We start from the raw sequence: 24,984 nt of genomic DNA, 5'->3' as shown, positions 1-24,984 counted from the left end.
GGCGAGGGGCCGGTCAGCTGTCGGAGCCGCTGGGCTTCCAGCGGAAGATGCGGCGCTCGGCGAAGGTGAGCAGCCCTTCGGCGACGAGGGCGACGACGGCGAGGATGACCATCGCGGCGTACACGCCGGCCGCGTTGAAGGTGTTCTGCGACTGTGCGACGAGCAGGCCGATGCCCTTGGTCGCGCCGATGTACTCACCGACGATCGCGCCGATGAGCGCGAAGCCGAAGCTCACGTGGAGGCTGGTGAAGATCCACGAGGTGGCCGACGGGACGACCACCTGGAGGGTCACCCTGCGGTCGCTCGCGCCCAGGATGCGGGCATTGGCCACGAGATTGCGGTCCACTTCGCGGGCGCCCTGGAAGGCGTTGAAGAACACCGGGAAGAAGACGAGCACGACCGCGGAGGCCACCTTGGAGGACGGCCCGAGTCCGAACCAGATCAGGAAGATGGGCGCCAGCACGATCCGGGGGATCGAGTTGAGCACCTTGATGTATGGACCAAGAATCTCGGCGAGCAAGCTGATCCGCCCGAGCGCAATACCGAGGAGCACACCAGCGATCACACCGATGACCCAGCCGAGCAGCGCCTCGTGGAGCGTGTACCAGATCTGCTCGCCCAGGGAGCCGAGCGCTGTCCCGTGGGCCACCCAGGTGTAGATCTGGTCCCAGACCTTGGAGGGCATCGAGAAGTTGAACGGATCGATGACCTTGGCGCGGGACAGCGTCTCCCACAGTCCGAGAACGACCACCAGCAGCACCACACGCGCGACTCCGACGAGGAGCTTGCGCCGGCGGGCGGCCTGGGCGCGGGTCTGCGCGCGACCGGGGGTCTTGGCGGTGTCGACGACCGGAGTGCTGAGGACCTCAGGCGACATGGGCGGCACCCCTCTCGCGGGTGATGCGGACCTCTTCGCCGAGGGACTCCCAGATCTCGCGGTAGATCTCGATGAACCGCGGTTCCAGCCGCACCGACTCGACCTTCCGCGGGCGGGGCAGGTCGATGTCGAAGACCTGCTTCACGGTCGCGGGACCGGCGGTCATCACGACGACCTTGTCGGCCAGCGCGATGGACTCCTCCAGGTCGTGGGTGACGAAGACGACGGAGGCGCCGGTGCCCTCCCACAGCTCCAGCAGCTCGTCCGACATCAGCGCCCGGGTCTGCACGTCGAGGGCGGAGAACGGCTCGTCCATGAGCAGGATCTCGGGGTCGTTGACGAACGTGGCCGCCAGGGCGACCCGCTTGCGCTGGCCGCCGGAGAGCTGGTGCGGATAGCGGTCCTCGAAGGCGGCGAGTCCCACCCGGGCCAGCCACTCGCGGGCCTTCTGCCTGGCCTCCGCCTTGGGCACGCCCCGGAAGCGGGGCCCCGCCATGACGTTCGACAGGACCGTCCGCCACGGGAAGGTGGCGTCCTGCTGGAAGACGAACCCGACCTTGTCGCCGACGCCGTCGACCGGTTCCCCGGCCACCAGCACCTCGCCCTCGCTGGGCTCCTCCAGGCCGCTGACCAGGGTCAGCGTGGTGGACTTGCCGCAGCCCGTCGGTCCTACGACGGCCACGAACTCGCCGCGCCCGACGGCGAGGTCCAGGCCGCGCACGGCCGTGTGCAGTCCCCCGGACGGGGTTCTGAAAGTCTTGCTCGCGCCCCGCAGCTCGATGGCGGGGCTGGTGTGTGCACTCATGGGCCGGGACGGTAGGTGTGGCCCCCGCCACAGCAGCAGTCTTGTGAGCACAGACTGTTCTTTTGCTCGCAAGAACCTGTTGTGCTCTTTTTGCTCGCGCTACAACTGCGGAGCCGAACACGGGCTCGATGCTCGCCGGCCTTGAAGGAGAGGCCCGATGATTGACGTCCTGGTGGTGGACGACGACTTCCGCGTCGCCGAGATCAACGCCAAGTACGTGGGAAAGGTTCCCGGTTTCCGGGTGGCCGCCCGCGCGCATAGCGCCGCCCAGGCCCTGGCCGCCGTCGAACGCGGCGGCATCGATCTGGTGCTGCTCGACCACTACCTGCCCGACGGGACCGGTCTGGAACTCGTGCACCGCATGCGGGAGCAGGGCCACGGCACGGACGTCATCATGATCACCGCGGCCAGTGATGTGACGACCGTCCAGCAGGCGATGCGCCTGGGCGCCCTGCACTACCTGGTCAAGCCGTTCACCTTCGCCGCGCTGCGCGCCCGCCTGGACTCCTACGCCGCCCTTCGCCGCACGGTCGACCGGGTGGGCGGCCGGGGCCTGACGGGCCAGGAACAGGTCGACCGGATCTTCGGCGCCCTGCGCACCGCCCCCGCCCCCTCGGCACCCGGCCTGCCGACCGGCCACTCCGAACCCACGACCGACCTGATCTGCGGCGTCCTGCACCGCGCCGACCACCCGCTCTCGGCCCACGAGGTGGCCGCCCGGACCGGCCTGAGCCGCTCCACCGCCCAGCGCTACCTGCGCCACCTGGAACAGGCGGGCCGGCTCCGCCTCTCCCTGAAGTACGGCGACACCGGACGCCCGGAACACCGGTACGCCTGGGTGGCGCCGTAGCGACACTCGGTGCCCGGGCTACGCGGCTCCGGCCCCCGTCAGCGAACGCACCTCCGTCTCGGCGTACTTGGCCTCGTCCGCGACCTCGTCCGAGGTGACCGTGCCCAGCCAGCCGGCCAGGAAGCCGAGCGGGATGGAGACGATGCCCGGGTTCTCCAGCGGGAAGTACTGGAAGTCGACGGCCGGGAACAGGGAGTCCGGGCTGCCGGACACCACCGGGGACAGCAGCACCAGCCCGATCGCCGGAAGCAGCCCGCCGTACACCGCCCACACCGCGCCCCGCGTCGTGAAGCCGCGCCAGAACAGCGAGTAGAGCAGGACGGGCAGGTTCGCCGACGCGGCGACCGCGAAGGCGAGGCCGACGAGAAAGGCGACGTTGAGATCGCGGGCCAGCAGGCCGAGCGCGATCGCCACGACACCGATACCGACCGCCGCCCACCGTGCCACCGCGACCTCGCTGCGGGGCTTGCCGTGCGGTCGGCGCAGCGACGCGTACAGATCGTGGGCCACCGAGGCCGACGAGGCGAGCGTGATGCCGGCGACCACCGCGAGGATCGTCGCGAAGGCCACGGCGGCGACCACCGCGAACAGCACCGTGCCACCCGTGGAGCCCGCTCCGCCGCCCAGATCGAGGGCGAGGAGGGGCACCGCCGTGTTCCCGGCCGCGTTTGATCCGCGTACGGCGTCCGGCCCCACCACCGCCGCCGCACCGAATCCGAGGACGATCGTCATCAGGTAGAAGCTGCCGATCAGACCGATGGACCACACCACGGAGCGGCGGGCGGCCCGGGCGGTCGGCACGGTGTAGAAGCGGGACAGGATGTGCGGCAGTCCGGCCGTGCCCAGCACCAGCGCGAGCCCCAGGCTGATGAAGTCGAACCTGTCGGTCCAGTCCCCGCCGTACTTCAGGCCGGGGGCCAGGAACGCCTTTCCGTGGCCGCTGCGCTCCGCGGCCGTCAGCAGCAGCCGGTCCACGTCGCCGTGGAAGCGCAGCAGGACGAGCACGGTCAGCACGACCGTCCCGCCGAGCAGCAGGACCGCCTTCACGATCTGGATCCAGGTGGTGGCCCGCATCCCTCCCAACGACACATAGATCACCATGAGCGCGCCGACACCGATGACCGTCCAGGCCTGGGCCGCGCCGCCCGTCCGCCCGAGCAGCAGCGCCACCAGGCTGCCCGCGCCGACCATCTGCGCCACCAGATACAGAACGGACACCGTCACCGAGGAAGTTCCCGCCGCGATCCGCACCCGCCGCTCACGCATCCGCGCGGCCACCACGTCGGCCAGCGTGAACCGCCCGCAGTTGCGAACTAGTTCCGCCACCAGGAACAGCACGAGGAGCCACGCCACGAGGAAACCGACGCAGTACAGCAGCCCGTCGTACCCGTACAGCGCGATGAGCCCGGCGATCCCGAGGAAAGACGCAGCCGACATGTAGTCGCCCGCGATGGCAAACCCATTTTCCAGCGGGGAGAACAGCCGCCCGCCGGCGTAGAACTCCTCGGCCGAACCCTGCCGCCTGCGGCTCACCCAGGTCGTGATCCCGAGGGTGACCGCCACGAACCCGACGAACAACAGCAGAGCCAGCGCCTGATGGTCACCGGTCACGAGGCACCTCCTCGCGCGCCGCGGGCGAGTTCCTGGGTGTCCCAGCGCAACTCCAGCGCGGCCCGGTCCCGACGCAACCGAGCGTGCCGGGCGTAGGCCCAGGTGAGCAGGAAGGTGCTCAGGAACTGCCCGAGCCCCGCGAGCAACCCCATGTTCACCGCCCCCGCCACGGGCCGGGCCATGAGTCCGGGCGCGGTCGTCGCGGCGACCACGTATCCCACGTACCAGACCAGGAAGCCGACGACCCCCGGCACCACGAACCGTCGATACCTGCCACGCACCTCCTGGAATGCCTGACTGTGCTGCACCTGGACGTACACGCCGCTGGCGTCCACCGCCGTCGCGTCGGGCTCGCTGCGCGCGGGCGGCACGGCCGGAGCCTGCCTGCCGGTGCCGTCCACTTCACCCCAGCCCACGGCCAGCGCGTGGAACCAAGGGTCCTCGTACGTCACGTCCCTGGAGGGCGTGGCGTGTTCTTCCCGGTTCTCGGCCGATCTCTCGGAGCCGTCCCCAGCGCCCCCAGGGCGACCGTTGCTTGACTGCATGCCCAAGGATGGACAGAACGGGCTGAACTCTGACTCTTCTTCCTCGCACTCTTCACCCCATCAGGTGATCACCCGGTGGGGGGCCGCACGAGCCCCCTGGCGTAGGCGTACCGCACGGCCTGCGCCCGGTCCTTGAGGCCCGACTTGGCGAAGAGGTTGTTGATGTGGGTCTTCACCGTCGCGGTCGACACGTGCAGTCTGCGGGCGATCTCCTGGTTGCTGAAACCTTCGGCGATCAGCACCAGGACCTCGGTCTCGCGCGCGGTCAGCCCGTCGGGCGCCTCGCCTGCCGCCGGCACGGGCTCGGGTTCCGGCTGCGACAGCCGCTCCAGCAGCCGGCGCTGGACACTCGGCGACAGCCCCGCGTCCCCCGAGAGGACGCTGTGCACGGCCCGTACGATCTCGTCGCCGCCCGCGTCCTTGGTCAGGTATCCCCGGGCACCGGCCCGCAGTGCCGGGAAGATTGATTCGTCGTCCGCGAAGGTGGTGAGCACCACGACCTGGGTTCCGGGGTACCGGGCCCGGATCCGCCGGGTGGCCTCCACGCCGTCGCACCGGGGCATCCTGAGGTCCATGAGCACGACGTCCGGGGCCAGTTCGCCGACCAGCCGCACCGCCTCCTCACCATCTCCCGCGGCCCCCACGACCTCCACGCCGGGCAGCAGTCCGAGCAGCATCACGATGCCCTCGCGGACCACGGTCTGGTCGTCGGCCACCACCACCCGTGCGGGCTTCTTCTCTCCCTCCGCCTCGGTCATACGGGAACCTTCAGCGTCACCACGAACCCCTCCTCGTCCGGCCCCGCGTCCAGTGAACCGCCCAGCAGTTCGGCGCGCTCGCGCATGCCCAGCAGACCGTATCCGCCTCCGGCCCCGTCGAGTTCGCCCGGCCGTCCGCCCGAGTCACGGACGTGCAGCGTCACTTCGTGCTCGCCGTAGTCGAGCCGTACGGTCACTTTGGCGCCCTGGGCGTGCTTGCGGACGTTCGTCAGCGCCTCCTGCGCGACCCTCCGCACGGCCTGGGACGCCTCGGCCGGCAGGGGTCTGCGTTCGCCCGTGACGGTGACCTCGGCCCCGTCGGCCGAGCTGACGAGTCCGGTCAGGAAGTCCTCCAGCGGGGTCAGTTCTCCCCGCAGGGCGGACAGCGCCTGCCGGGTCTCGGCGAGCCCGTCGCGAGCCATGCCTCGTGCGGCCACGACCCGCTCCAGGATCCGGTCACGGTCCGCGTCGTTCTCGATCAGCAGCCGGGCCGCCTCCAGGTGCACGAGCTGGGCCGAGAGGCTGTGAGCCAGCACGTCGTGGATCTCTCGGGCGATGCGGGCCCGCTCGGCCAGTGCCGCGGACTGGGCCTCGGCCATGCGGGCGGCGCGTTCCTGGGCGAGCAGCCGCTGGGCACTGCCCCGGGCTTCCGCGTCCAGTCGCAAGACGTACCCGGCGAGGGCCAGGCCGACCACGGTGGCGGCCGTGGTCAGCCAGGCGTCGTCGGTGAGCGCGGCGTACGAGGCCAGTGCCACCGACGCGACGGGGACCGCGGCGCCGAGCGGCAGCCTCTCCAGCGCGCCGACTCCGCAGCCGCACCAGATCACGAGGGCCGGTCCTCTGAATCCCGTGGCCTCGGCGGCGACCGCGATCCCCAGGAGGACTCCCGTCAGTGCCACGGAAGACGTCAACCGGTGCTCGTAGGTGGTCCGGAAGAAGGCCCAGGAGACGAGAGCGGCGAGAATGACTCCGGTCGCGGCCGCGGCCGCTCCCCAGATGCCGACATGTCTCTGGCTGAAGGCACTCCAGAGGAGCAGGGCCAGCACGAGCAGTCGGACCGCCCAGACGAGCACGCGCCGGGTCCGGGTGATTCCCGCGCGGCCGAGCGCTTCCCGCGACGGCCAGCGTGTCCAGGCGTTCTCCGTCACACGCGCTCCTTCCAGGCCGACCGCGCGGCGTCACCGTACGCCGGGGTGGGGCGGTCCACGACGCCGGCGGACCGGACCCGCCAGGCCAGGATGCCGTCACGCACCAGCAGGGTGCCGGCGAGGCCCAGCATCAGTGCGGAGCTGTCCTGGCGCAGGCCGAGTGCGGCGCCGAGGGCGAAGACGCCGGCCCGCAGGGCTATGCCCACGGCCCATACGCCGACGCTCGCCTTCGTGCTCTTGGTCCATACGACGCCGTCCGGCGCCGTCCAGATGCGGGTGGTCCAGCCCCAGCCGACGCCGGTTGCCAGCCCGATGAGCAGTTCCACCGCGAGCAGGGCGGCGGAACCGACGCGGTGGTGGGCATCGAGGATGCCGGGCTCGTGCAGCGCGATGGCGGCGAGCACCACGGGCAACAGCCACCAGCGCCGGTCCGTGTCGACCGCCTGGGCGCGGAACTGCCGTGCGATCACCACCGCGGCGACGGCCACGATCACCAGCGCGTTGACGAGCCCGGACATCGGAACCCCCGTGAGCGTGAAGGCGGTGCCGGAAGCGAGTGCTGCCGACGCCTTCGACGCTACGGACATCGGCCGGCCGGGAGATCGGAGCCGGGGTGGATCAAGGGTGGAACCTCGAAGTGGCTGCCCTCCATCCACGGGTGGAGAGATCGTCCGGCCGTGGGCGAGACCCGCTCAGACGGAGGCCCCAGTGCCACGCCCATCCTCAGGGCCCGGTCCGCCCTCGGCCGACGGGCACGACGGCCGGCCCGCTCCCGTGGCACGACGGCCGGCAGTCGGCAGCGAGCGGCCGGCGGCCGGCTGGCACGAGCAGGGCGGCAGGCCCCGGCAGGAAACCGTCGGCAAGCAGCCCGGCTCGCGGCCACCGGGGCGGAACCCGCTCATCCCGGCAGAGACGCGGTCGGCCGTTCTTCCAGGCCCCGCCTCCCCCACCGGCCCTCCGCAACGCCCGCGCACCCGAGGCACGCCTCCCGGCGAGCCCCGGGCCCCCACTCCCGTCGGCCGAGGCCCAGCGCAGCGGCTAGGCGTCGATACGCGACCGGTCCAGCGTCGCCGCCGAGCTGGAGATGAACTCCTTGCGCGGTGCCACGTCGTTGCCCATCAGCAGGTCGAAGACCTGTTCGGCGGCTTCCAGGTCGGACAGGTTGATCCGGCGCAGCGTGCGGTGGCGCGGGTCCATCGTGGTCTCGGCCAGCTGGTCGGCGTCCATCTCGCCCAGACCCTTGTAGCGCTGGATGGAGTCCTTGTACCGGATGCCCTTGCTCTGGAACTCCATGAGCTTGTCGCGCAGCTCGCGGTCCGAGTACGTGTAGACGTACTTGTCCTGGCCCTTCTTCGGCTGGACGATCTCGATCCGGTGCAGCGGCGGCACCGCGGCGAAGACCCGGCCGGCCTCGACCATCGGCCGCATGTAGCGCTGGAACAGCGTGAGCAGCAGGCAGCGGATGTGGGAGCCGTCCACGTCGGCGTCGGTCATCATGATGATCTTGCCGTAGCGGGCCTGGTCGATGTCGAAGGTGCGGCCGGAGCCCGCTCCTATGACCTGGATGATCGCGCCGCACTCGGCGTTCTTGAGCATGTCGGTCACCGACGACCGCTGCACGTTGAGGATCTTGCCGCGGATCGGCAGCAGGGCCTGGAACTCGGAGTTCCGCGCCAGCTTGGCCGTTCCCAGCGCGGAGTCGCCCTCGACGATGAACAGCTCGCTGCGGTCGACGTCATCGCTGCGACAGTCGGCCAGCTTGGCCGGCAGGGACGAGGACTCCAGGGCGGTCTTGCGGCGCTGGGCGTCCTTGTGCTGGCGGGCCGCGACCCGGGTGCGGGCGGCCGCGACCACCTTCTCCATGACGACCCGGGCCTGGGCGGCGGCGTCACGCTTGGTCGCCGTCAGGAACGCCTTCAGTTCCTTGCTGACCACGTTGTTCACGATGCGGCGGGCCGCCGAGGTGCCGAGGACCTCCTTGGTCTGTCCCTCGAACTGCGGCTCGGCCAGACGGACCGTGACGACGGCGGTGAGGCCCTCCAGGGCGTCGTCCTTGACGATGTTGTCCTCGGCCACGCGGAGCATCTTCTTGGCACGGAGCACATCGTTCATCGTCTGGGTGAGCGCCTGCTCGAAGCCGGCGACGTGGGTGCCGCCCTTGGGCGTGGCGATGATGTTGACGAACGACCGGACGGTCGTGTCGTAGCCGGTGCCCCAGCGCAGCGCGACGTCGACGCCCAGCTCACGGGTGACCTCGGTGGGGGTCATCTGGCCGTGCTCGTCCAGGACGGGAACGGTCTCCTTGAAGGTGCCCTTGCCGGAGAAGCGGAGGACGTCGCAGACCGCCTTGTCGTTCGCCAGGTACTCGCAGAACTCGCTGATGCCGCCGTCGAAGCGGAAGGACTCCTCGCCCTTGCTGCCGCCCTCGCCCAGGCCGTACTCGTCGCGCACGACGATCGTCAGGCCCGGCACCAGGAAGGCGGTCTGCCGGGCGCGCTGGTGCAGGTTCTCCAGGGACAGCTTGGCGTCCTTGAGGAAGATCTGCCGGTCTGCCCAGTACCGCACGCGCGTGCCGGTGCGCGTCTTGGGGATCTTCCTGGTCTTGCGCAGACCGCTCTTCGCCTCGAACTTCGCGTCCGCGCCGTCGGCGACGAAGGCGCCGGGCACGCCGCGCCGGAAGCTGATGGCGTGAGTGTGGCCGCCGCGGTCGACCTCGACGTCGAGACGGGCGGACAGGGCGTTGACCACGGAGGCGCCGACGCCGTGCAGACCGCCGGAGGCGGCGTAGGAGCCGCCGCCGAACTTGCCGCCCGCGTGGAGCTTGGTCATGACGACCTCGACGCCGGACAGGCCGGTCTTCGGCTCCACGTCCACGGGGATGCCACGGCCGTTGTCGCGCACCTCGACGGAGCCGTCGTCGTGAAGGACGACCTCGATGTGGTCGCAGTAGCCGCCGAGGGCCTCGTCCACCGAGTTGTCGATGATCTCCCACAGGCAGTGCATCAGACCGCGGCTGTCGGTCGAGCCGATGTACATGCCAGGGCGCTTGCGCACGGCCTCCAGACCCTCGAGGACGAGCAGGTGCCGCGCGGTGTAGTTGGAACCGTCGCGGTCTGCTCCTGCCAGCAGCGCTGTGGACGGCACGGACGTATCGGCGGTCACGCGGTTCGCTCCTCGCTGAATTTCAGGTGGCCCCCTTTTGGGTAAGGGGGCGGCTTCGGTCGCCGCTCAGAGGGTACCGAGCCCTGGTAGAGCCGGTGTAACGCCACCCTCGTCGACGACTCACCCTAGTCCACACTCGCATACACGTTCGATCCCTCGATGGGGTGAAGTACACATCACGTTCCCTTCGAGGCATGAACCATTTAGGCTCCGGGCACGTCCTCATGAACAACCGGCAACCCGGCCGGGAGGACCGAGACAGCAAGACAGCGCGAACCCGTACGCACACAAGAGACGCAATACGGCACATTCGCCGCCAACCGGCAGCAGACAGCCGCGCCCCGGAAAGATTTTTTCGAGGAAAAGCCACGAGCGGGAACGTTTTCGGGCTGGTTGGATGTTGACCCTGGTACGACAGCTCGTCGAGCTAGAGAAGAGGCGACGTGACTACTGTTCTGACCCCCGCGAGCCCGCTGACGGCCGCCGATCGCTGCGACCGCTGCGGCGCCCAGGCATACCTGCGCGTCGTCCTGCTGAGCGGCGGAGAACTGCTCTTCTGCGCCCACCACGGTCGCAAGTTCGAGCCGGAACTCAAGAAGATCGCCGCTGAGATACAGGACGAGACGGAGCGGCTGACCTCCGTTCCGAACACCGTTTCGGAAGAAGAGCGCTGAATCTCGCACCCACGACGAGCCAGCCCCGGCACAGGCCGGTGAACGGGCGGCCGCTCCTCACCAGGGAGCGGCCGCCCGTGCTCATGCCCTCGCACGGCCCTCACGCGTGCGTGGAAGGCCGCGCCCGGGCCGACGTGGCCGGGTGCAGCGCCCGTACGACCTCGGAGACGCGCGTGTAGACGCCCGGGAGCCCCGGCCGTCCGCAGCCGCTCCCCCATGACACGAGGCCGATCAGCCGTCCCTCGGCCACCAGTGGTCCTCCGCTGTCGCCCTGGCAGCCGTCGGGGCCTCCGGCGGGCTCACCGGCGCACAGCATGGTGCGGGCCCGGTAGGTGCCGTCTGGACCACCCGGATAGGCGCGGGCACACAGATCGTCGGGCAGGACGCGCACGCGTGCGGCGCGGAGCCGGCGCGCGTACCGTCCGGCGCCGGTCGTGTCACCCCATCCCGACACCACGGCCTCGGTGCCCGGCGCGTAAGCCGGGTCGCCCGGGCCCGCCATCGCGACCACCGCGCTCTGCGGCAGGGAACCGGCGAGTCCGAGGACCGCGAAGTCGCCCGAGTTGGTCGTGACGTCGTAGGCGGGATTGACCCTGATCTCCCGTACGGCGATCTCCTGGCCCTGTCCCGACAGCAGGTCCGTGCGCCCCGCGATGACCTTGAGGTCGCGGAGACCGTCCGGGGGTGCCCCGAGGACCTCTTCGGCCAGGCAGTGGGCCGCTGTGACCACTGTGCTGCGGCCGATGGCGACAGCGCCGCAGAACTGGCCCGCCCGCGTTCCTCCGAACAGGTCACGACTGGCCAGCGCCACCGTCCACGGAGCCTCGGAAACATCTATCGGAAAGCCTCCGACCACCACGCTGTCGGCGACAGCGGGAGGGGTGCTCCCCAGGGGTATCGCGGTCACGGTGGCTGCCAGGGCCAGCGGCCGGATCAGTGCCCGGGCAATGGAACGGCGCATGCATGCTCCTCACTCGCGGTGCTCGCGGGACACCCAGAGTGATCCACCCGGCGCACGCGCGCAGCACGAAGGCCCGGCCCCCGCCAGGGGGACCGGGCCTTCGCCGTCGTGGACGCGCGACCTAGTCGAGGTAGTCGCGGAGCACCTGCGAACGCGACGGGTGGCGCAGCTTCGACATGGTCTTGGACTCGATCTGGCGGATCCGCTCGCGCGTGACGCCGTACACCTTGCCGATCTCGTCGAGGGTCTTCGGCTGACCGTCGGTGAGACCGAAGCGCATGGAGACGACGCCCGCCTCACGCTCGGACAGGGTGTCCAGAACGGAGTGCAGCTGCTCCTGCAGGAGCGTGAAGCTGACCGCGTCGGCCGGGACGACGGCCTCGGAGTCCTCGATGAGGTCACCGAACTCGCTGTCGCCGTCCTCGCCGAGCGGGGTGTGCAGCGAGATGGGCTCACGGCCGTACTTCTGGACCTCGATGACCTTCTCCGGGGTCATGTCGAGCTCCTTGGCCAGCTCTTCCGGGGTGGGCTCGCGGCCCAGGTCCTGGAGCATCTGGCGCTGCACACGGGCGAGCTTGTTGATGACCTCGACCATGTGCACCGGGATACGGATGGTGCGGGCCTGGTCGGCCATGGCGCGGGTGATCGCCTGACGGATCCACCAGGTGGCGTACGTGGAGAACTTGTAGCCCTTGGTGTAGTCGAACTTCTCGACGGCACGGATCAGGCCGAGGTTGCCTTCCTGGATGAGGTCCAGGAAGAGCATGCCGCGGCCGGTGTAGCGCTTGGCCAGGGAGACCACCAGACGGAGGTTGGCCTCCAGCAGGTGGTTCTTGGCGCGGCGGCCGTCCTCGGCGATGATCTCCAGCTCACGCTTGAGCTTGGGGGCGAGCTTGTCGGAGTTCGCCAGCTTGTCCTCGGCGAACAGACCCGCCTCGATGCGCTTGGCGAGCTCGACCTCCTGCTCGGCGTTGAGCAGGGGGACCTTGCCGATCTGCTTCAGGTAGTCCTTGACCGGGTCGGCGGTGGCGCCGGCCGCGGCGACCTGCTGCGCGGGCGCGTCGTCCTCGTCCTCGTCGGACAGGACGAAGCCGGCGCTCTCGGCACCCTCGGGCTCGTCGGCGACCTTGGTGTCCTCGAGGACCTCTTCCTCGAGGAGCTCGACGTCGTCCTTCTTGGCTGTGGTCTTCTTGGCGGCCGTCTTCTTCGCTACGGCCTTCTTGGCGACCGTCTTCTTCGCGGTCGTCTTCTTGGCGGCGGCCTTCTTGGCGGGTGCGGCTTCCTCGGCGGACTCGGCGACGGCCGGCGTGGCGGGCGCCGCGGGGGCGGCCGTGCTGGCCGTGGCCTTCCTGGTGGTCACCGTCTTCGCCGCGACCGTCTTGGTGGCGGTGCGCTTGGCCGGGCTCTTCGCTGCGACGCTCTTGCGGGTGCGCTTGGGCTCTGCGGCACTGACCATCAGCGTCACACCCTCTTCCTCAAGAATCTGGTTGAGGCTGCGCAGTACGTTCTTCCACTGAGTGGCCGGAATCTGGTCAGCTTCGAAGGCCCGACGCACATCGTCGCCGGCGATCTGCCCCTCAGCCTTTCCCCGCTCAATGAGAGCCATGACAGAGACGGACTCGGCGATCTCCGGCGGGAGCGTACGGGATGTGCTGGCCGACACGAACAACCTCTCGGAACGTTGGAAAACGGCTTCCGGCACCGTCCACTGCGGACAGGAGCCGACCACCGGCCTGGGGATGGGCCGACGGCGCGGGCGGGGGCCGGGAAGATGCACAGCGCCTGGTACGGCGTCCGTATTCCTTCCGCGGCTATCACCTCTTAGGTCATCGCGCTGTCACCACGAGCGTTACGCCCAATCTACGTGGCCCGAGTCACACCCCGTAAGCGGTCAAAAGCGGTCAGACGTGTACAGATAGCAACATCATCGCCCCTATCCCGACGCCAACCACCACCAGGTCCTGTCGTCGCATCGTCGGACCCGCCGGGCCCGCCGGACTCCAGAAGGTCCGGCGGGGTCCGGCGACGGCCGGCACCCGTGGCCCGGCGCCGCCGTGAGCACCACGAGCACACCGCTCACCGGCGACCGCACCGCGCCCTCGCGGGGTCAGTGCTCGCGGGGGGCGGGCACCACACGCTCCACCTCGGGGTGGACCGTGAGCAGCTGGCGCATGGCCGCCTCCGCCGCCGTACCGTCGCCGGTGCCGAGCGCGTCCACGATGCGCGCGTGCTGGGCCAGGGACGCCTCGCTCGGCCGGTCACAGGCCGTGACCGGGCCACCGGAGACCTGGAGGGCCGCCGAGACGATGCCGGAGAGGTGCTCCAGCATGCGGTTGCCCGCGATCTGGATGAGCAGCGCGTGGAACTCGGTGTCGGCGCGCGAGTAGGTGAGCGCGTCGCCCTGCGCCATGGCGTGGCTCATGATCTCGACCATGTCGCACAGGCGCTGCTGCACCTCCTCGCGCCCGTGTCCGGCGGCGAGACGGGCGGCGAGGGGCTCGATCGTCCAGCGCAGCTCGCTCAGCTCCCGGCGCTGGTCGTCGCGCTGCGGCCCGAAGGCCCGCCACTCGATGATGTCCGGATCGAGCAGGTTCCAGTCGCTGACGGGCCGTACGCGGGTGCCGACGTTCGGACGGGCGCTGACCAGGCCCTTGGCCTCGAGGACGCGGAGGGACTCGCGGACGACGGTGCGGGACACCTCGAAACGCTGGCCGATCTCCTCCGGCACCAGCGGGCGGTCCGCCCCCAGGTCGCCGGAGACGATCATCTGCCCCAGCTGCTGTACGAGTTGGCCGTGCAGCCCGCGTCCGCGGCTGCCCGCGGCCCGCCGGCCGACACGGCCCAGCTCAGGCTCCCCGGTGTCCCAGGCGGGTGCGCCGACGCGGTCGGCCACCGGGGCCTCGGCGTAGGGGTAGCGGTCGAGTTCACCCGGGCCGGCCAGACCGGAGTCTGCGGAGCGGGCGGCGGTCATCATGGTGTGCGCAAGGGTACTCACGGATCCTTTGTCGGCGTCGCCTCCAACTCCCTTGAGGTCTTTGGTGAAAAGCACACGAAAGGGTGATCGCTCACGCCGTCGCAATTGACGCCTTATCGGAAAGAAATGGGCTTTCTGCGGGGAGTTGCGTGCACATCGAAACCGAGAGTGTACGGAGGGTAGTCATCGAAGGCGGGCGCGCAGTGCCGTGAGCAGATAGGCGCAGAGCAGCGCCGCGAGCGACAACGCCAGTGCGCCGCCCACGGGTTGGGCGAGGACCCGTGCGGCCGCGAGCAGGTACCGCTCCCCTCCGAACGGCCACTGCAGCAGATGGACCGCCCGCAACCGCACGGGGAAGTCGGCCGCCATCCGCACGGCGGGGCCGCGCAGGGCCTCGTGCACGAGGGGAACGGCGAGGACGGGCACGGCGAGGACGGCGGCCAGTCCGGCCGTCGTGGACCGGAACACCCCGGCCGCCAGTACACCGGCCCAGGCGCAGCCGACAACCAGCCCGAACCAACTCGCGGTGAGCGAAAGCCAGTCCGCGGGAACTTTCGCCAGTTCCCGTCCGTATACGACATAGAGCACTTCGGCGTCGCAGCCCACGGTGAGGAAGGCCAGCAGTACCGCGGTGGCTCCGGAGACGAGCAGTTTCGCGGTGAGCAGCCCCAGCCGGCGGGGGACGGTGCCGCGGTCCGCCGCCAGGGCGGGGTGGCGGAACTCGTCCCCGAAGGCCAGTGCGCCGAGCAGCCCTGCCGCGAGCGCCGCGGGCGGCAGGGGCAGCTCCCGCGGCCATGCCGCGAACAGCCGCTCCTGCGGGGTGTGCCCGAACCGCGCCAGGAGTACGGCGGTGAGCGCGGACATCACCAGCACGGCACCGCAGGTGAGGAAGCCGGTGCCGATTCCGGTGGCGCGCCGGATCTCGTAGCGAAAGGGGCGCAGGGGGCTGCGGGCGGGGCGGACGGAGATAGGGGGTGGGAGGGGGGAGGGAGCGGCGAGCAGGCGGACACCGTCGGGGCGGGCGGCTCCGGCCTGCGCCTGCCGGGCGTCGGGGTTTCTGGCTCCGGGGAGGAGAGTGCGGGTGCCGGTGACGGTGTCGGCCGGGGTGCGGGCACTGCCGGCCTGCGACTGGGAGGCTGTCACCACTGCACCGGGGCCGGTGTCCGGACTGGTCGACGGGTCACCGGACCGGTGGGTGACGGCCCTGGCGGGCCTCAGTCCAGGGCCGCCAGCGGTCCTGCCCTTCTCACCGGGCGCGGTCGCGCTGTGCGACGTGCCGTCCTCCGGCGAGGCTGTCGCGGCCGGTGAGGCGTCGCGGGCCGGCGCGCCGGAGTGGGCCAGCGGACGGTCCGGCGCGGTCCCCCGATCAACGGCTTGGCCTGGTGCGGACCACTCCCTGTCGGCGGTCCGCACGCGCACCGGCGCGGAAAGGCCGGTTCCCGGTCCCGCCTCGCCGGCCGGGGCGAGGCTGGCCGCGGACCGGTCGGATTCCGGCGCCGACCGGTCGGCCGGAGTGCGGTCCCGCCGTCCCCGCACACGCTCGGAGGCTGTGGCGTTCCATGCCGGGAGTCCCGGCGCCGGGGTGTCCGGATCCGGCGCGGACCGGTCGAGGGCAGCGGTACGGGCTTCGGCCGCTGCCGGGCCGTGCGTCATGGCGCCGGATTCCGCTGTCCGCCTCGCGGTGTGCGCTTCCGCCACCGCAGAGCCAGCCGTCGTGGGCTCCTGCGCCACCTCCGGCCTTGCATGAGCGGGTGACGGCGGGAAGTCGTCCACGGCCCGGCCCGGGTCCACCGGTGAGCCGCCGAACGCTGCCGGGCCGGATTCCGCCGCGGAGACACGGGGTGCCATGCGTTCGCCACCCGCCCGCGTGCGGCCGGCCGGGGCGTGCTCCGGCTCGGCGCGCGGGTTGTCGAGAGCTGCCGGATCGCGTTCCGCCGGGTCGCCTTCCGGAGAGGCGGCACGGTCCGCCGGCGCGTCATGGGCGGACTGCCGGGGCTCGGCGGAGCACTTCCCGTCGTCACCCTCGGCACCGGCGCCCGGCCCCATGTCACCCACCTCGTCGGCCAGTTGGTGGACGAGGATGCCGTGGCGGAACGCGATCTCGCCGACGTCGGCGGTCGTCGTGCCGTACACCGACAGGCGGTTGCCGCCCTCGCGCACGACTTCGACAGACCGGCGGGTGGTGCGGGCGTCCTTGGTGAGCAGGGCCGCGAGGCGGGCGGCGTGGGGGCTGCGGACGGCCACGCGCGGGCGCAGCCGGGTGCGGGCGAAGGCCCTGGCCTCCTGGTCGGCGACGACCCTGCCGCCGTCGAGCGTGACGACCCGGTCGGCGATGCGTGCAGCCTCCTTGGGGTCGGCCGTGGTGAAGAGCACCGTGCCGCCCTGGGCGGCGTGCGCCCGCAGCATGCTGTGCAGCCATTGGGCCTCACGGACGGAGAGACCGTCCGTGGGTTCGTCCAGGACGAGCGTGTGCGGGTCGGGCAGCAGTGCGCAGGCCAGGCCGAGTCTGCGATCCATGCCACGGGACAGCGTGCCGAGGCGCTCTTCACGGAGGCTGACGAGACCGACGACTTCGAGGACCTCGTCTGCGCGTCGGGCGGAAACTCCCGCCGCGGCGCACAGCATGCGCAGGTGCCCGCGGACCGTGCGGGCCCGGTGTCCCGGCACGTCACCGAGGAGTACGCCGACTTCCCGCGAAGGATGCGCGATCAGGTGCAGGGGCCGGCCTTTGAAGTAGGTGATGCCGCGCCCTGGCTGGAGCTCAAGCATCAGTTTGAGCGCCGTCGTCTTGCCCGCGCCGGCGCTCCCGAGGAGCGCGGTGACATGACCGGCGCGCGCTTCGAAGGAGACGTCGTCGACGGCGGGCGGATGCGCCTTGCGGGGGTTGCTGGTCAGTCCGAAGGCCTGGATCACCTGCAGCAAGATAGCGCGACATATCCGGTTTTTCCGGTATAAGGCGCTTTACGAACATATGCCGCGCGGTCTGTCACCTCATCTGTCCGCCGTTCGATGGAGCTCGCGCCCGGCAGGGGTGACCGCCCGCCGGTCGTGCGGCAGGCTCGCCGCTGGTCTCTCAGACCTCGGGGCGCAGCATCGGCGGGTTCAGCAGGGTGGCGCCGCCGGCACGGAAGAGCTGGGCCGGCCTGCCGCCCTGGCGGGTGGTCGTACCGCCCGTGGGGACGAGGAACCCGGGCGTCCCCGTGACCTTGCGGTGGAAGTTGCGCGGGTCGAGTGCCACGCCCCACACCGCCTCGTACACCCGGCGCAGCTCTCCGACGGTGAACTCCGGCGGGCAGAAGGCGGTGGCCAGCGAGGAGTACTCGATCTTGGAGCGGGCGCGTTCCACTCCGTCGGCCAGGATCTGGGCGTGGTCGAAGGCGAGCGGTGCGACCGGCTCGCCGTCCCGGCCGTAACCACCCTGTTGGAGCAACTCCTCGACCGGGGCCCAGCGGGCGTTGCTGGCGTCGCCTCCGGCTCGCGGTGCGGGCAGGTCGGGGGCGAGCGCGAGGTGCGCGACGCTGACCACGCGCATGCGCGGGTCGCGCTTGGGGTCGCCGTAGGTGGCCAGCTGCTCCAGGTGGGCCCCGTTGTCCTGGGCCGGGACCGAGGGGTCGTGGGCGCACAGCCCGGTCTCCTCGGCCAGCTCGCGCGCCGCCGCCTGGGACAGGTCCTCGTCGGCCCGTACGAAGCCGCCGGGCAGCGCCCAGCGCCCCTGGAAGGGAGGCTCGCCCCGGCGGACCGCCAGCGCGCACAGGGCATGGCGGCGCACGGTCAGCACGACCAGGTCCACGGTGACGGCGAAGGGCGGAAAGGCTGACGGGTCGTAGGGCATGCCGCGATCATAGTCGTCTTCCTGACGATAAACACGCCCTTCACCGGCCGCACCGGTGGTGGTTCCGCTTCGTTCCGGTATGGCGCGCAGGACCGGCTCCCGGTGGGCCGGTCCGGTGGTGTCGTTCGAGGTCACCAGCCCGGCGGGGAGGTCACGTGCCCAGCTGCAGGCCGTCCGCCGCCTCCTCCACCATGGCCAGTCCCAGTCGGTTGATCCGCACGGCGAAGGGGGCGCCCGCGACGCGCAGTCCGCTGAGGCCGAGTTCGCCTAGCGGGGCGCTCCGCATGGGCCGCAGGGTGACCGTACGGGCCGGGACGTCGGGGCGAATACCGGCCAGGGCGGTGAGCAGCAGGATCACGGAGGCCGCGGCGGTGGCCGCCGGGCGGCAGGCGGCGGGGTGCGGGAGGGGCGCGGTGCCGGCGGACCGCTGTGCGCCGGCGAACATCTCCGGCAGCCGGTGACCGAAGTGTTCCGCCGCTTCCAGCAGCCCTTTCAGCAGGCCTGCCGCCTCCTTCTCGTAGCCGGCCGCCGCCAGTCCCGCGACGGCGAGTGCGGTCTCATGGACCCGCACGGCTCCGGTCCGGTGTCCGAACGGGTTGTGTCCCGCCTCCTTGGCACCCAGGCCGCGCAGTCCCCAGCCCGCGTCCATGGCGGGGGTGCCGAGCAGCCGGGCGAGGTGTTCGGTGTGCACCTTGTCGAGCAGGCCGGTGGCCGGTCGGCCCCCGCCGAGCAGGCCGGTGTCGAGGAGGTGGACGGCGGTGGCGGCCAGATGGGGCACGGGTCGGCCGTCGGGGGCCAGGGCCGCGGCCGGGCGCCCACCACCGGGGTCCTCCACCCAGAAATCGGCTTGGAAGGCCGTCCGCAGGGACTGTGCCCACTGGTGCAATTCCGTGGCGCCCGGTCTGCCATAGGCGTCGAGGAGGTCGGCGCCTATCAGGGCGGCACGATGGGCGTGGGCCTGTGTTTCGCAGCGGGCCGGGCCCGCGGGGTGCGGGTCGGTGAGGTAGGTGCTGTCGCCGACGGTGGTGCGCAGCCAGGTCAGGCAGCGCTCCGCCGCGGGCAGCAGTTCCTCTGTCTGCTGGTCGGGCAGCCCCCACCGGCGGGCTTCGGCGAGCAGGACGGGGAAGAGCAGGGTGGCCTCCGTTCCGCTGCAGCTCGGCGGGAGGTGCGGGCCGGCATCGCGCCGGGGTCCCGGGATCATTCCGGCCTGGGGGCCCGGGCCCCGGAGCTGGGTACGGGCCAGGGCGCGCAGGGTGCCCGCGGCTAGGCGGGTGCCAAGTGGGAGCGTCATGCGGGCGGCGGCGAGCGCCTCGGCGGGGGCCAGTCCGCAGCGCCAAGGGGCGCCTGCGGCCAGATAGGTGTCGGAGGGGTGTGCCGGGTCGCGCAGGAGCAGTGCCCGGAGGTCGGCGACGGCCGAGTGCAGCAGCGGGGCCACCCGGGGGTCGTCGCCCGCCGCCCGCGCGGGGGCCAGGGGGCTGGTGGCCGCGTGTCCCGCTGGTCGCAGGGGTCCTGTTCCTTCGGGCCGCACCCGCAGTTCCACCGTTACGGTCCCGGCCGGTGGTAGATCCAGTTCCCAGCGCAGCAGTCCTGCGGATGCCAGGGCGTCGGCGGGCGGTGGGTCCGCGGTGACGCAGGCGGCTGCTTCGGCCGTGGCCCAGCGCAGGCCCGAGTCGTGCACGGTGGCCAGGAGTTCGGGTGTTGCGGTGCCGGCGGCGATGGTGGCGAGCTCCGCCAGGTCGGTGCCGAGGGCGACCTCGACGGGCAGGCGCAGTGGGCGCAGGGCGGCGTTGCGAAGCGTGATGCGTTCGGTGCCGTGGGCGTGGCGGGTTCGTTCGACGACGACATCGGGGTCGGGGCCGACGGCCGGGGAAGAGCGCAGCGTCCCCACGAAGCGGGCACTGTCGGCTCCGCTCATCCTGGCCTGCACGGGCAGCGGTTCGCGGCCCGCCACGCGGATCTGGCACCGGGAGAGCAGCCGCCTGCCGCCTCGGTAGAACCCGTCCAGGCCCTGGCCGGTCAGCTGGCCCAGCTCGCCGGAGACGACGAGGCCGGGCAGAGCCACACAGATCAGCGCGGTGTGTGTGGGCGGCAGCTCGGGCGCCGGGCGGCCGGCAGGGGGTGTGCGTGGCGTCGGGGCCGTGGCGGGACGGCGAGGCCGGGTGTTGGTGAGGGACGGACGGCTCCCCCGGGTGACCGGGGAGGGACGTGGGTCCGCGGACGACGGCGATGGTGGATCCGTGGCCGCCGCCGGTGTGCCGGGGCGGGCGCCTGCTGTCGGGAACGGCTCGTGCCCGCTCCAGGGCGGACGTTCGCCGGCGGTGGAGGGCGGAGTCGGCTGTTGGTGCATGGGGTCGCTTCTTCTGCGCTCGGTGCGCCTCGGACGTGCTGGGCGGCTGGTGGGTCGCCCCAGAGGGCAGGGGGTGTGCGGCGGCAGGGCCCGTCCAGGCGTTCCGCCACTCAGGTGAACGGAAGCGGACTTCTCCGGGTCACGGCTCGCCTGGCGGATGCCGACCGAATGGCGGTGTGACCGGTCGGCTGGGACTGCTGTCGAGGGGCGCCCCTCCTGTCGGCCCCGGCTCCGCACCGGGAGCGCACTGCGCTGACGTGCGGTGCCGCCTCCGATGTCCGCCGCTGGTGTGATGGCCGTTCCGGTGAGGGACGACGCCTGTCCGGGCACGCACCGCCGACGCTCATCCGTCCCCCTCGGGCCACGGGAGCCGGCCGACCGACAAGGCACCACCGGCCCGTCTGCGTGCTCGTGAGGCTCGGGCCGCGAACCCCCGGCCCGGCGGCATCGACCGGTGACGGCCGTTCCGGTGAGGGCCCGCGTCTGCCGGAGGTACAGGCCATCGCTCATCCGTCCGCCTCGGACTGCCGGCTGTCCGACGGGACGCCGCCGCGCGTGGCGTCGCCTGGGGCCGCCGCACGCGTGCGCGTGCCGGCTGGGCCGCGGGTGCCGGGCCCGGTGGGGTCTGTCATGGGCGTTCGGGGGCGGGAATCGGCCGGCCTGCGTCGGTCTCGCTTCGCCCGGGCCGTGTGACGCCCGTCTTCCTCGTCGCTGCGTGCACGGCGCCGTCGCTGCCCGCCCTTCCGGGGACCGGGTTCCGCACGCTGGTCGCTCTTCTGGGGGTGGGACCCAGGACGCAGAGACGGGGTCTGCTGGGGCGGGGCGAGAGCGGTCCGAGGTGCCGGTGTTGCCCGTTCCGCCGGCTGTGCCGGCGTACGCCCCACCCTTTCCGCGCGCAGGCAGCGGCGGACCGCCTCGGGGTCGAGTCCTTCGTTGCAGGCCTGGTGCAGCAGGCGGGCGAAGAGGTAGTCGGGGTCTGCGGCCAGCGCCATGGCCAGGGCCTCCCGCGCCTCCAGTTCGTCCCCCGTGGACCAGGCGACCCAGCCCGCGAGAGTCAGCGGTGCGGCGGCGTGCTCGCCGTAGGGTCCGACACAGCGGCGGGCCAGGGCACGCCAGAGGCGGAGCGCCGGACCGGCCTCGTCCCCTTCCATCCAGGCGGCGGCCTTGTCACGGGTCGTGCGGTCCTGGAGCCCGAGGATCAGGGTCGCCGCCTCGTCGTCCGCGAGGAGGTCGTCGTCGCGTACGTCCGCGGGGTGGGTGCCGGTGACCGGTGCCGCCGTGGCGTAGCGGCGGATGATCCGCTCGGCGAGGGCGATGGTCTCCTCCGCCACCTCCAGACGGCCCGTGGCGTCCAGCATCCGGGGCACCAGGTTCATGCCGACCGTGTCCAGGGCGATCTCCTGTTCCAGTGCCGCGCTGGTCTCCCAGGGCTGCAGCCTGGCGCGCAGTTCCCGCAGGGTGCCGCGCACCTGGATGCCGGCGTAGGTGGCCGCCGCCGCGAGCACGGAGGTACCGGGAAGGCCCATCGGCGAGCCGTCCTCGGGGCAGCAGCCCTCGACCGGGCAGCAGTACGACCAGAAACGGCCGTCCGAGATGCACAGGGCCTCGATGACCGGCACGTCGAGGTTGCCGCACTCGGTGCGCATCAGCTGAGCCAGCCTCTCCAGCCGCCGTTTGACGTCCCGGCCGGACTCCCCGGGGCCCGGCTCCTGGCAGACGTAGGCCACCATGCGCTCGGGCCGGCCGTCGCGCCGCTCGCTGCCGGTCACCAGCCCACGGGCCAGCTGCCGGGCGGCGGCCTCCCAGTCCTCGGCGTTCGCGGGGATGCCGAGCCGGGCCCGGCCGCCGAACCTGCCGCGGCCTGCGTGGTCGTGCAGGGCGACGAGGACCATGCTGTCCTCGGGTCGGTAGCCGAGCAGGTAGGGGAGGGCGTCGGCCAGCTCGGCCGGGGTGCGCAGAGTGACCTGCGTGGCGTGCTCGGTCGGTCCGGTCGGCGGCTCCTGCCCCGAGATGTCGTTGCTTTCGAAGGGTCCGGTGGTTTCGCTGTGATTCGTCATGCGCCGACGATCTCGCGGATCTTGCGGTTCCGGTTGAGCCTGTGGATAAGTCGAATCAGGGACACGACAAGACCGTTGTCGTTGTCCACAGTCCCTGCCCGGGCCCACCCGGTTGTCGGTCCCGTCCTGTTGTATGGGACGCATGGAGCACACGAGCAACGCGGAACTCCGCACGCAGGCCGACGCCGTCCTCGCCCGTCTCGTCGGGGATGCCACCGGCGCCGCCCGGCTGCGCGAGGACCAGTGGCGGGCGATCGAGGCCCTGGTCGCCGAGCGGCGCCGGGCCCTGGTCGTGCAGCGCACCGGATGGGGCAAGTCCGCGGTGTACTTCGTGGCGACGTCGCTGCTGCGGGCCAGAGGAAGCGGGCCCACGGTGATCGTCTCACCGCTGCTCGCGCTCATGCGGAACCAGGTGGAGGCCGCGGGCCGGGCCGGCATCCACGCCCGGACGATCAACTCCGCCAACACCGAGGAGTGGGAGGCCGTCCAGGCCGAGATCACGGCGGGCGACGTCGACGTGCTGCTCGTCTCGCCGGAGCGGCTGAACAACCCCGACTTCCGTGACCAGGTACTGCCCGAGCTGTCCGCCGCCACCGGCCTGCTGGTCGTGGACGAGGCGCACTGCATCTCCGACTGGGGCCACGACTTCCGCCCCGACTACCGCCGCCTGCGCACGATGCTCGGCGACCTCCCGCCCGGCGTCCCCGTGCTGGCCACCACCGCCACGGCCAACGCGCGGGTGACGGCGGACGTCGCCGAGCAGCTCGGTACGGGCGGCACCTCCGACGCGCTCGTCCTGCGCGGGCCCCTCGACCGGGAGAGTCTGAGCCTCGGCGTGCTGCGCCTGCCGGACGCCGCGCACCGGATGGCCTGGCTCGCGGACCATCTCGACGACCTGCCGGGCTCCGGCATCGTCTACACGCTCACCGTCGCCGCCGCCGAGGAGGTCACCGCGTTCCTGCGGCAGCGCGGGCACTCCGTCGCCTCGTACACGGGCAAGACGGAGAACGCCGACCGGCAGCAGGCGGAGGACGACCTGATCGCCAACCGTGTCAAAGCCCTCGTCGCCACCTCCGCGCTCGGCATGGGCTTCGACAAGCCGGATCTCGGCTTCGTGGTCCATCTCGGTTCGCCCTCCTCCCCCATCGCCTACTACCAGCAGGTCGGCAGGGCCGGCCGCGGCGTCGACCACGCCGAGGTACTGCTGCTGCCGGGCAAGGAGGACGAGGCGATCTGGGAGTACTTCGCCTCGCTGGCCTTCCCCTCCGAGGACCTCGTGCGGCGCACGCTGGACGTCCTCGCCCGGGCGGACAGACCCCTGTCGCTGCCCGCCCTGGAACCGCTGGTCGAGCTGCGCCGCTCCCGTCTGGAGACCATGCTGAAGGTCCTCGACGTGGACGGAGCGGTGCGCCGCGTCAAGGGCGGCTGGATCGCGACCGGACAGCCATGGACGTACGACGCCGAGCGCTACGCGTGGGTGGCTCGGCAGCGCGCGGTCGAGCAGCAGGCGATGCGCGAGTACGCGACCACCACCGACTGCCGGATGGAGTTCCTGCAGCGCCACCTGGACGACGAGGGTGCCAAGCCCTGTGGCCGCTGCGACAACTGCGCGACCCCCCGCTTCACCTCCGGTCTGTCCACGGCGGCGCTGGACGCGGCGCGGAGCGACCTGGGGCGCGCGGGGGTGGAGGTCGAGCCCCGCCGCATGTGGCCGACCGGCCTCCCGGCCATCGGCATCGACCTCAAGGGACGAATCCCGGCCGGGGAACAGGCCTCACCGGGGCGGGCTCTGGGGCGCCTGTCGGACATCGGCTGGGGCAACCGGCTGCGACCGCTGCTCGCGCCCCAGGCACCGGACACCGCGGTGCCGGACGACGTGGCGCAAGCCGTGGTCGGTGTCCTCGCCGACTGGGCCCGGGGTCCCGGCGGCTGGGCCTCCGGTGCCTCCGACGCCCCGCCCCGGCCGGTGGGCGTGGTCACCGTGGCCTCGCACAGCCGGCCCCGGCTGATCCACTCCCTCGGTGCGCGGATCGCCGAGATCGGCCGGCTCCCGCTGCTGGGCTCGGTGGAGTACGCCGGAGACGCGCCCCGTTCGCCGCGCAGCAACAGCGCGCAGCGGCTGAAGGCCCTCGACGGCGCGTTGGCGGTGCCGCCCGCCCTGGCGTCGGCGCTCGCCGAGGCGCAGGGCCCGGTGCTGCTGGTCGACGACTTCACGGAGACGGGCTGGACCCTTGCCATCGCCGCACGCCTGCTCCGGAAGTCCGGCGCGAGCGGCGTGTTGCCTCTCGTCCTCGCCGTTCAGGGGTGACCGGCACGTCGAAACTGCGCCGCCCGGGACCGAGCCGTGTGTTGCGGCTGGTCCTCGCAGGTTCGGCGTTGACCG

18 protein-coding genes are annotated in these 24,984 nt (G+C 71.9%); 3 read left to right on the top strand and 15 right to left on the bottom strand.

Annotation, left to right across the window (positions count from 1 at the left end; all coding sequences use genetic code 11):
- Nucleotides 1-13: 13 nt before the first annotated feature.
- Nucleotides 14-877, bottom strand: coding sequence for an ABC transporter permease (locus tag S1361_RS28955; RefSeq protein ID WP_208034840.1), 864 nt, complete (start codon nucleotides 875-877; stop codon nucleotides 14-16).
- Nucleotides 867-1,682 carry an ABC transporter ATP-binding protein gene (locus S1361_RS28950; protein WP_208034839.1) on the bottom strand — a complete coding sequence of 272 codons (816 nt, stop codon included), beginning with the start codon at nucleotides 1,680-1,682 and terminating at the stop codon, nucleotides 867-869. Before S1361_RS28950 ends, S1361_RS28955 begins: the two co-directional genes overlap by 11 nt.
- A 157-nt stretch (nucleotides 1,683-1,839) precedes the next feature.
- Between S1361_RS28950 and S1361_RS28945 the strand changes: the two genes are divergently transcribed.
- Nucleotides 1,840-2,532 carry a response regulator gene (locus tag S1361_RS28945; protein ID WP_208034838.1) on the top strand — a complete coding sequence of 231 codons (693 nt, stop codon included), beginning with the start codon at nucleotides 1,840-1,842 and terminating at the stop codon, nucleotides 2,530-2,532.
- An 18-nt stretch (nucleotides 2,533-2,550) separates the two neighbouring features.
- On the opposite strand, the gene S1361_RS28940 is transcribed toward S1361_RS28945, so the two are convergent.
- From S1361_RS28940 to S1361_RS28915, 6 genes are all read right to left on the bottom strand, one after another.
- Nucleotides 2,551-4,143: a solute symporter family protein gene (locus S1361_RS28940; protein ID WP_208034837.1), complete on the bottom strand. Its 1,593-nt coding sequence runs from the start codon at nucleotides 4,141-4,143 to the stop codon at nucleotides 2,551-2,553.
- Entirely contained in the window at nucleotides 4,140-4,688 is a 549-nt protein-coding gene (locus S1361_RS28935; protein ID WP_208034836.1) for a DUF485 domain-containing protein, read from the bottom strand. Before S1361_RS28935 ends, S1361_RS28940 begins: the two co-directional genes overlap by 4 nt.
- A gap of 68 nt (nucleotides 4,689-4,756) precedes the next feature.
- Nucleotides 4,757-5,446, bottom strand: coding sequence for a response regulator transcription factor (locus S1361_RS28930; RefSeq protein WP_208034835.1), 690 nt, complete (start codon nucleotides 5,444-5,446; stop codon nucleotides 4,757-4,759).
- Nucleotides 5,443-6,594 (bottom strand): sensor histidine kinase, encoded by a 1,152-nt coding sequence (locus S1361_RS28925; protein ID WP_208034834.1) that lies wholly within the window; start codon nucleotides 6,592-6,594, stop codon nucleotides 5,443-5,445. Before S1361_RS28925 ends, S1361_RS28930 begins: the two co-directional genes overlap by 4 nt.
- Nucleotides 6,591-7,112 (bottom strand): DUF1453 family protein, encoded by a 522-nt coding sequence (locus tag S1361_RS28920; protein WP_208034833.1) that lies wholly within the window; start codon nucleotides 7,110-7,112, stop codon nucleotides 6,591-6,593. The genes S1361_RS28925 and S1361_RS28920 overlap by 4 nt, the downstream gene beginning before the upstream one ends.
- 520 nt (nucleotides 7,113-7,632) lie before the next feature.
- Nucleotides 7,633-9,756 (bottom strand): DNA gyrase/topoisomerase IV subunit B, encoded by a 2,124-nt coding sequence (locus S1361_RS28915; RefSeq protein WP_208034832.1) that lies wholly within the window; start codon nucleotides 9,754-9,756, stop codon nucleotides 7,633-7,635.
- Nucleotides 9,757-10,199: 443 nt separating this feature from the next.
- Here S1361_RS28915 and S1361_RS28910 point away from each other — a divergent pair, with 443 nt between their 5' ends.
- Nucleotides 10,200-10,430 (top strand): DUF7455 domain-containing protein, encoded by a 231-nt coding sequence (locus tag S1361_RS28910; protein WP_030342923.1) that lies wholly within the window; start codon nucleotides 10,200-10,202, stop codon nucleotides 10,428-10,430.
- Between the two features lie 100 nt (nucleotides 10,431-10,530).
- Here S1361_RS28910 and S1361_RS28905 read toward each other — a convergent pair whose 3' ends face one another.
- The 7 genes from S1361_RS28905 to S1361_RS28875 form a co-directional block, all read right to left on the bottom strand.
- Nucleotides 10,531-11,391, bottom strand: a complete 861-nt coding sequence (locus tag S1361_RS28905) for a serine protease (RefSeq protein ID WP_208034831.1) — start codon at nucleotides 11,389-11,391, stop codon at nucleotides 10,531-10,533.
- 121 nt (nucleotides 11,392-11,512) lie between these two features.
- Nucleotides 11,513-13,054: an RNA polymerase sigma factor gene (locus S1361_RS28900; protein ID WP_208034830.1), complete on the bottom strand. Its 1,542-nt coding sequence runs from the start codon at nucleotides 13,052-13,054 to the stop codon at nucleotides 11,513-11,515.
- A gap of 444 nt (nucleotides 13,055-13,498) precedes the next feature.
- Nucleotides 13,499-14,386 carry a FadR/GntR family transcriptional regulator gene (locus tag S1361_RS28895; RefSeq protein WP_208034829.1) on the bottom strand — a complete coding sequence of 296 codons (888 nt, stop codon included), beginning with the start codon at nucleotides 14,384-14,386 and terminating at the stop codon, nucleotides 13,499-13,501.
- 162 nt (nucleotides 14,387-14,548) lie between these two features.
- On the bottom strand, nucleotides 14,549-17,278 hold the full coding sequence (locus S1361_RS28890) for an ABC transporter ATP-binding protein (protein WP_208034828.1): 2,730 nt from the start codon (nucleotides 17,276-17,278) through the stop codon (nucleotides 14,549-14,551).
- A 160-nt stretch (nucleotides 17,279-17,438) separates the two neighbouring features.
- A complete protein-coding gene (locus S1361_RS28885) occupies nucleotides 17,439-18,197 on the bottom strand; it encodes an NUDIX hydrolase (RefSeq protein WP_208034827.1) in 759 nt (252 codons plus the stop codon).
- A 151-nt stretch (nucleotides 18,198-18,348) separates the two neighbouring features.
- Complete coding sequence (locus S1361_RS28880; RefSeq protein WP_243769330.1) at nucleotides 18,349-20,544, bottom strand: glycogen debranching N-terminal domain-containing protein; 2,196 nt, start codon at nucleotides 20,542-20,544, stop codon at nucleotides 18,349-18,351.
- A 506-nt stretch (nucleotides 20,545-21,050) separates the two neighbouring features.
- The gene (locus tag S1361_RS28875) at nucleotides 21,051-22,601 is read right to left on the bottom strand and encodes a DUF4192 domain-containing protein (RefSeq protein ID WP_208034826.1); all 1,551 of its coding nucleotides are present in this window, start codon (nucleotides 22,599-22,601) and stop codon (nucleotides 21,051-21,053) included.
- Between the two features lie 142 nt (nucleotides 22,602-22,743).
- Here S1361_RS28875 and S1361_RS28870 point away from each other — a divergent pair, with 142 nt between their 5' ends.
- Nucleotides 22,744-24,909: a RecQ family ATP-dependent DNA helicase gene (locus tag S1361_RS28870; protein ID WP_208034825.1), complete on the top strand. Its 2,166-nt coding sequence runs from the start codon at nucleotides 22,744-22,746 to the stop codon at nucleotides 24,907-24,909.
- Nucleotides 24,910-24,984: the final 75 nt, after the last annotated feature.

The sequence above is a fragment of the Streptomyces cyanogenus genome (genome assembly GCF_017526105.1).
Taxonomy (GTDB): domain Bacteria; phylum Actinomycetota; class Actinomycetes; order Streptomycetales; family Streptomycetaceae; genus Streptomyces; species Streptomyces cyanogenus.
Note: the sequence above shows the minus strand (reverse complement) of the source record. Positions and strands in the feature narration are given on the sequence as shown.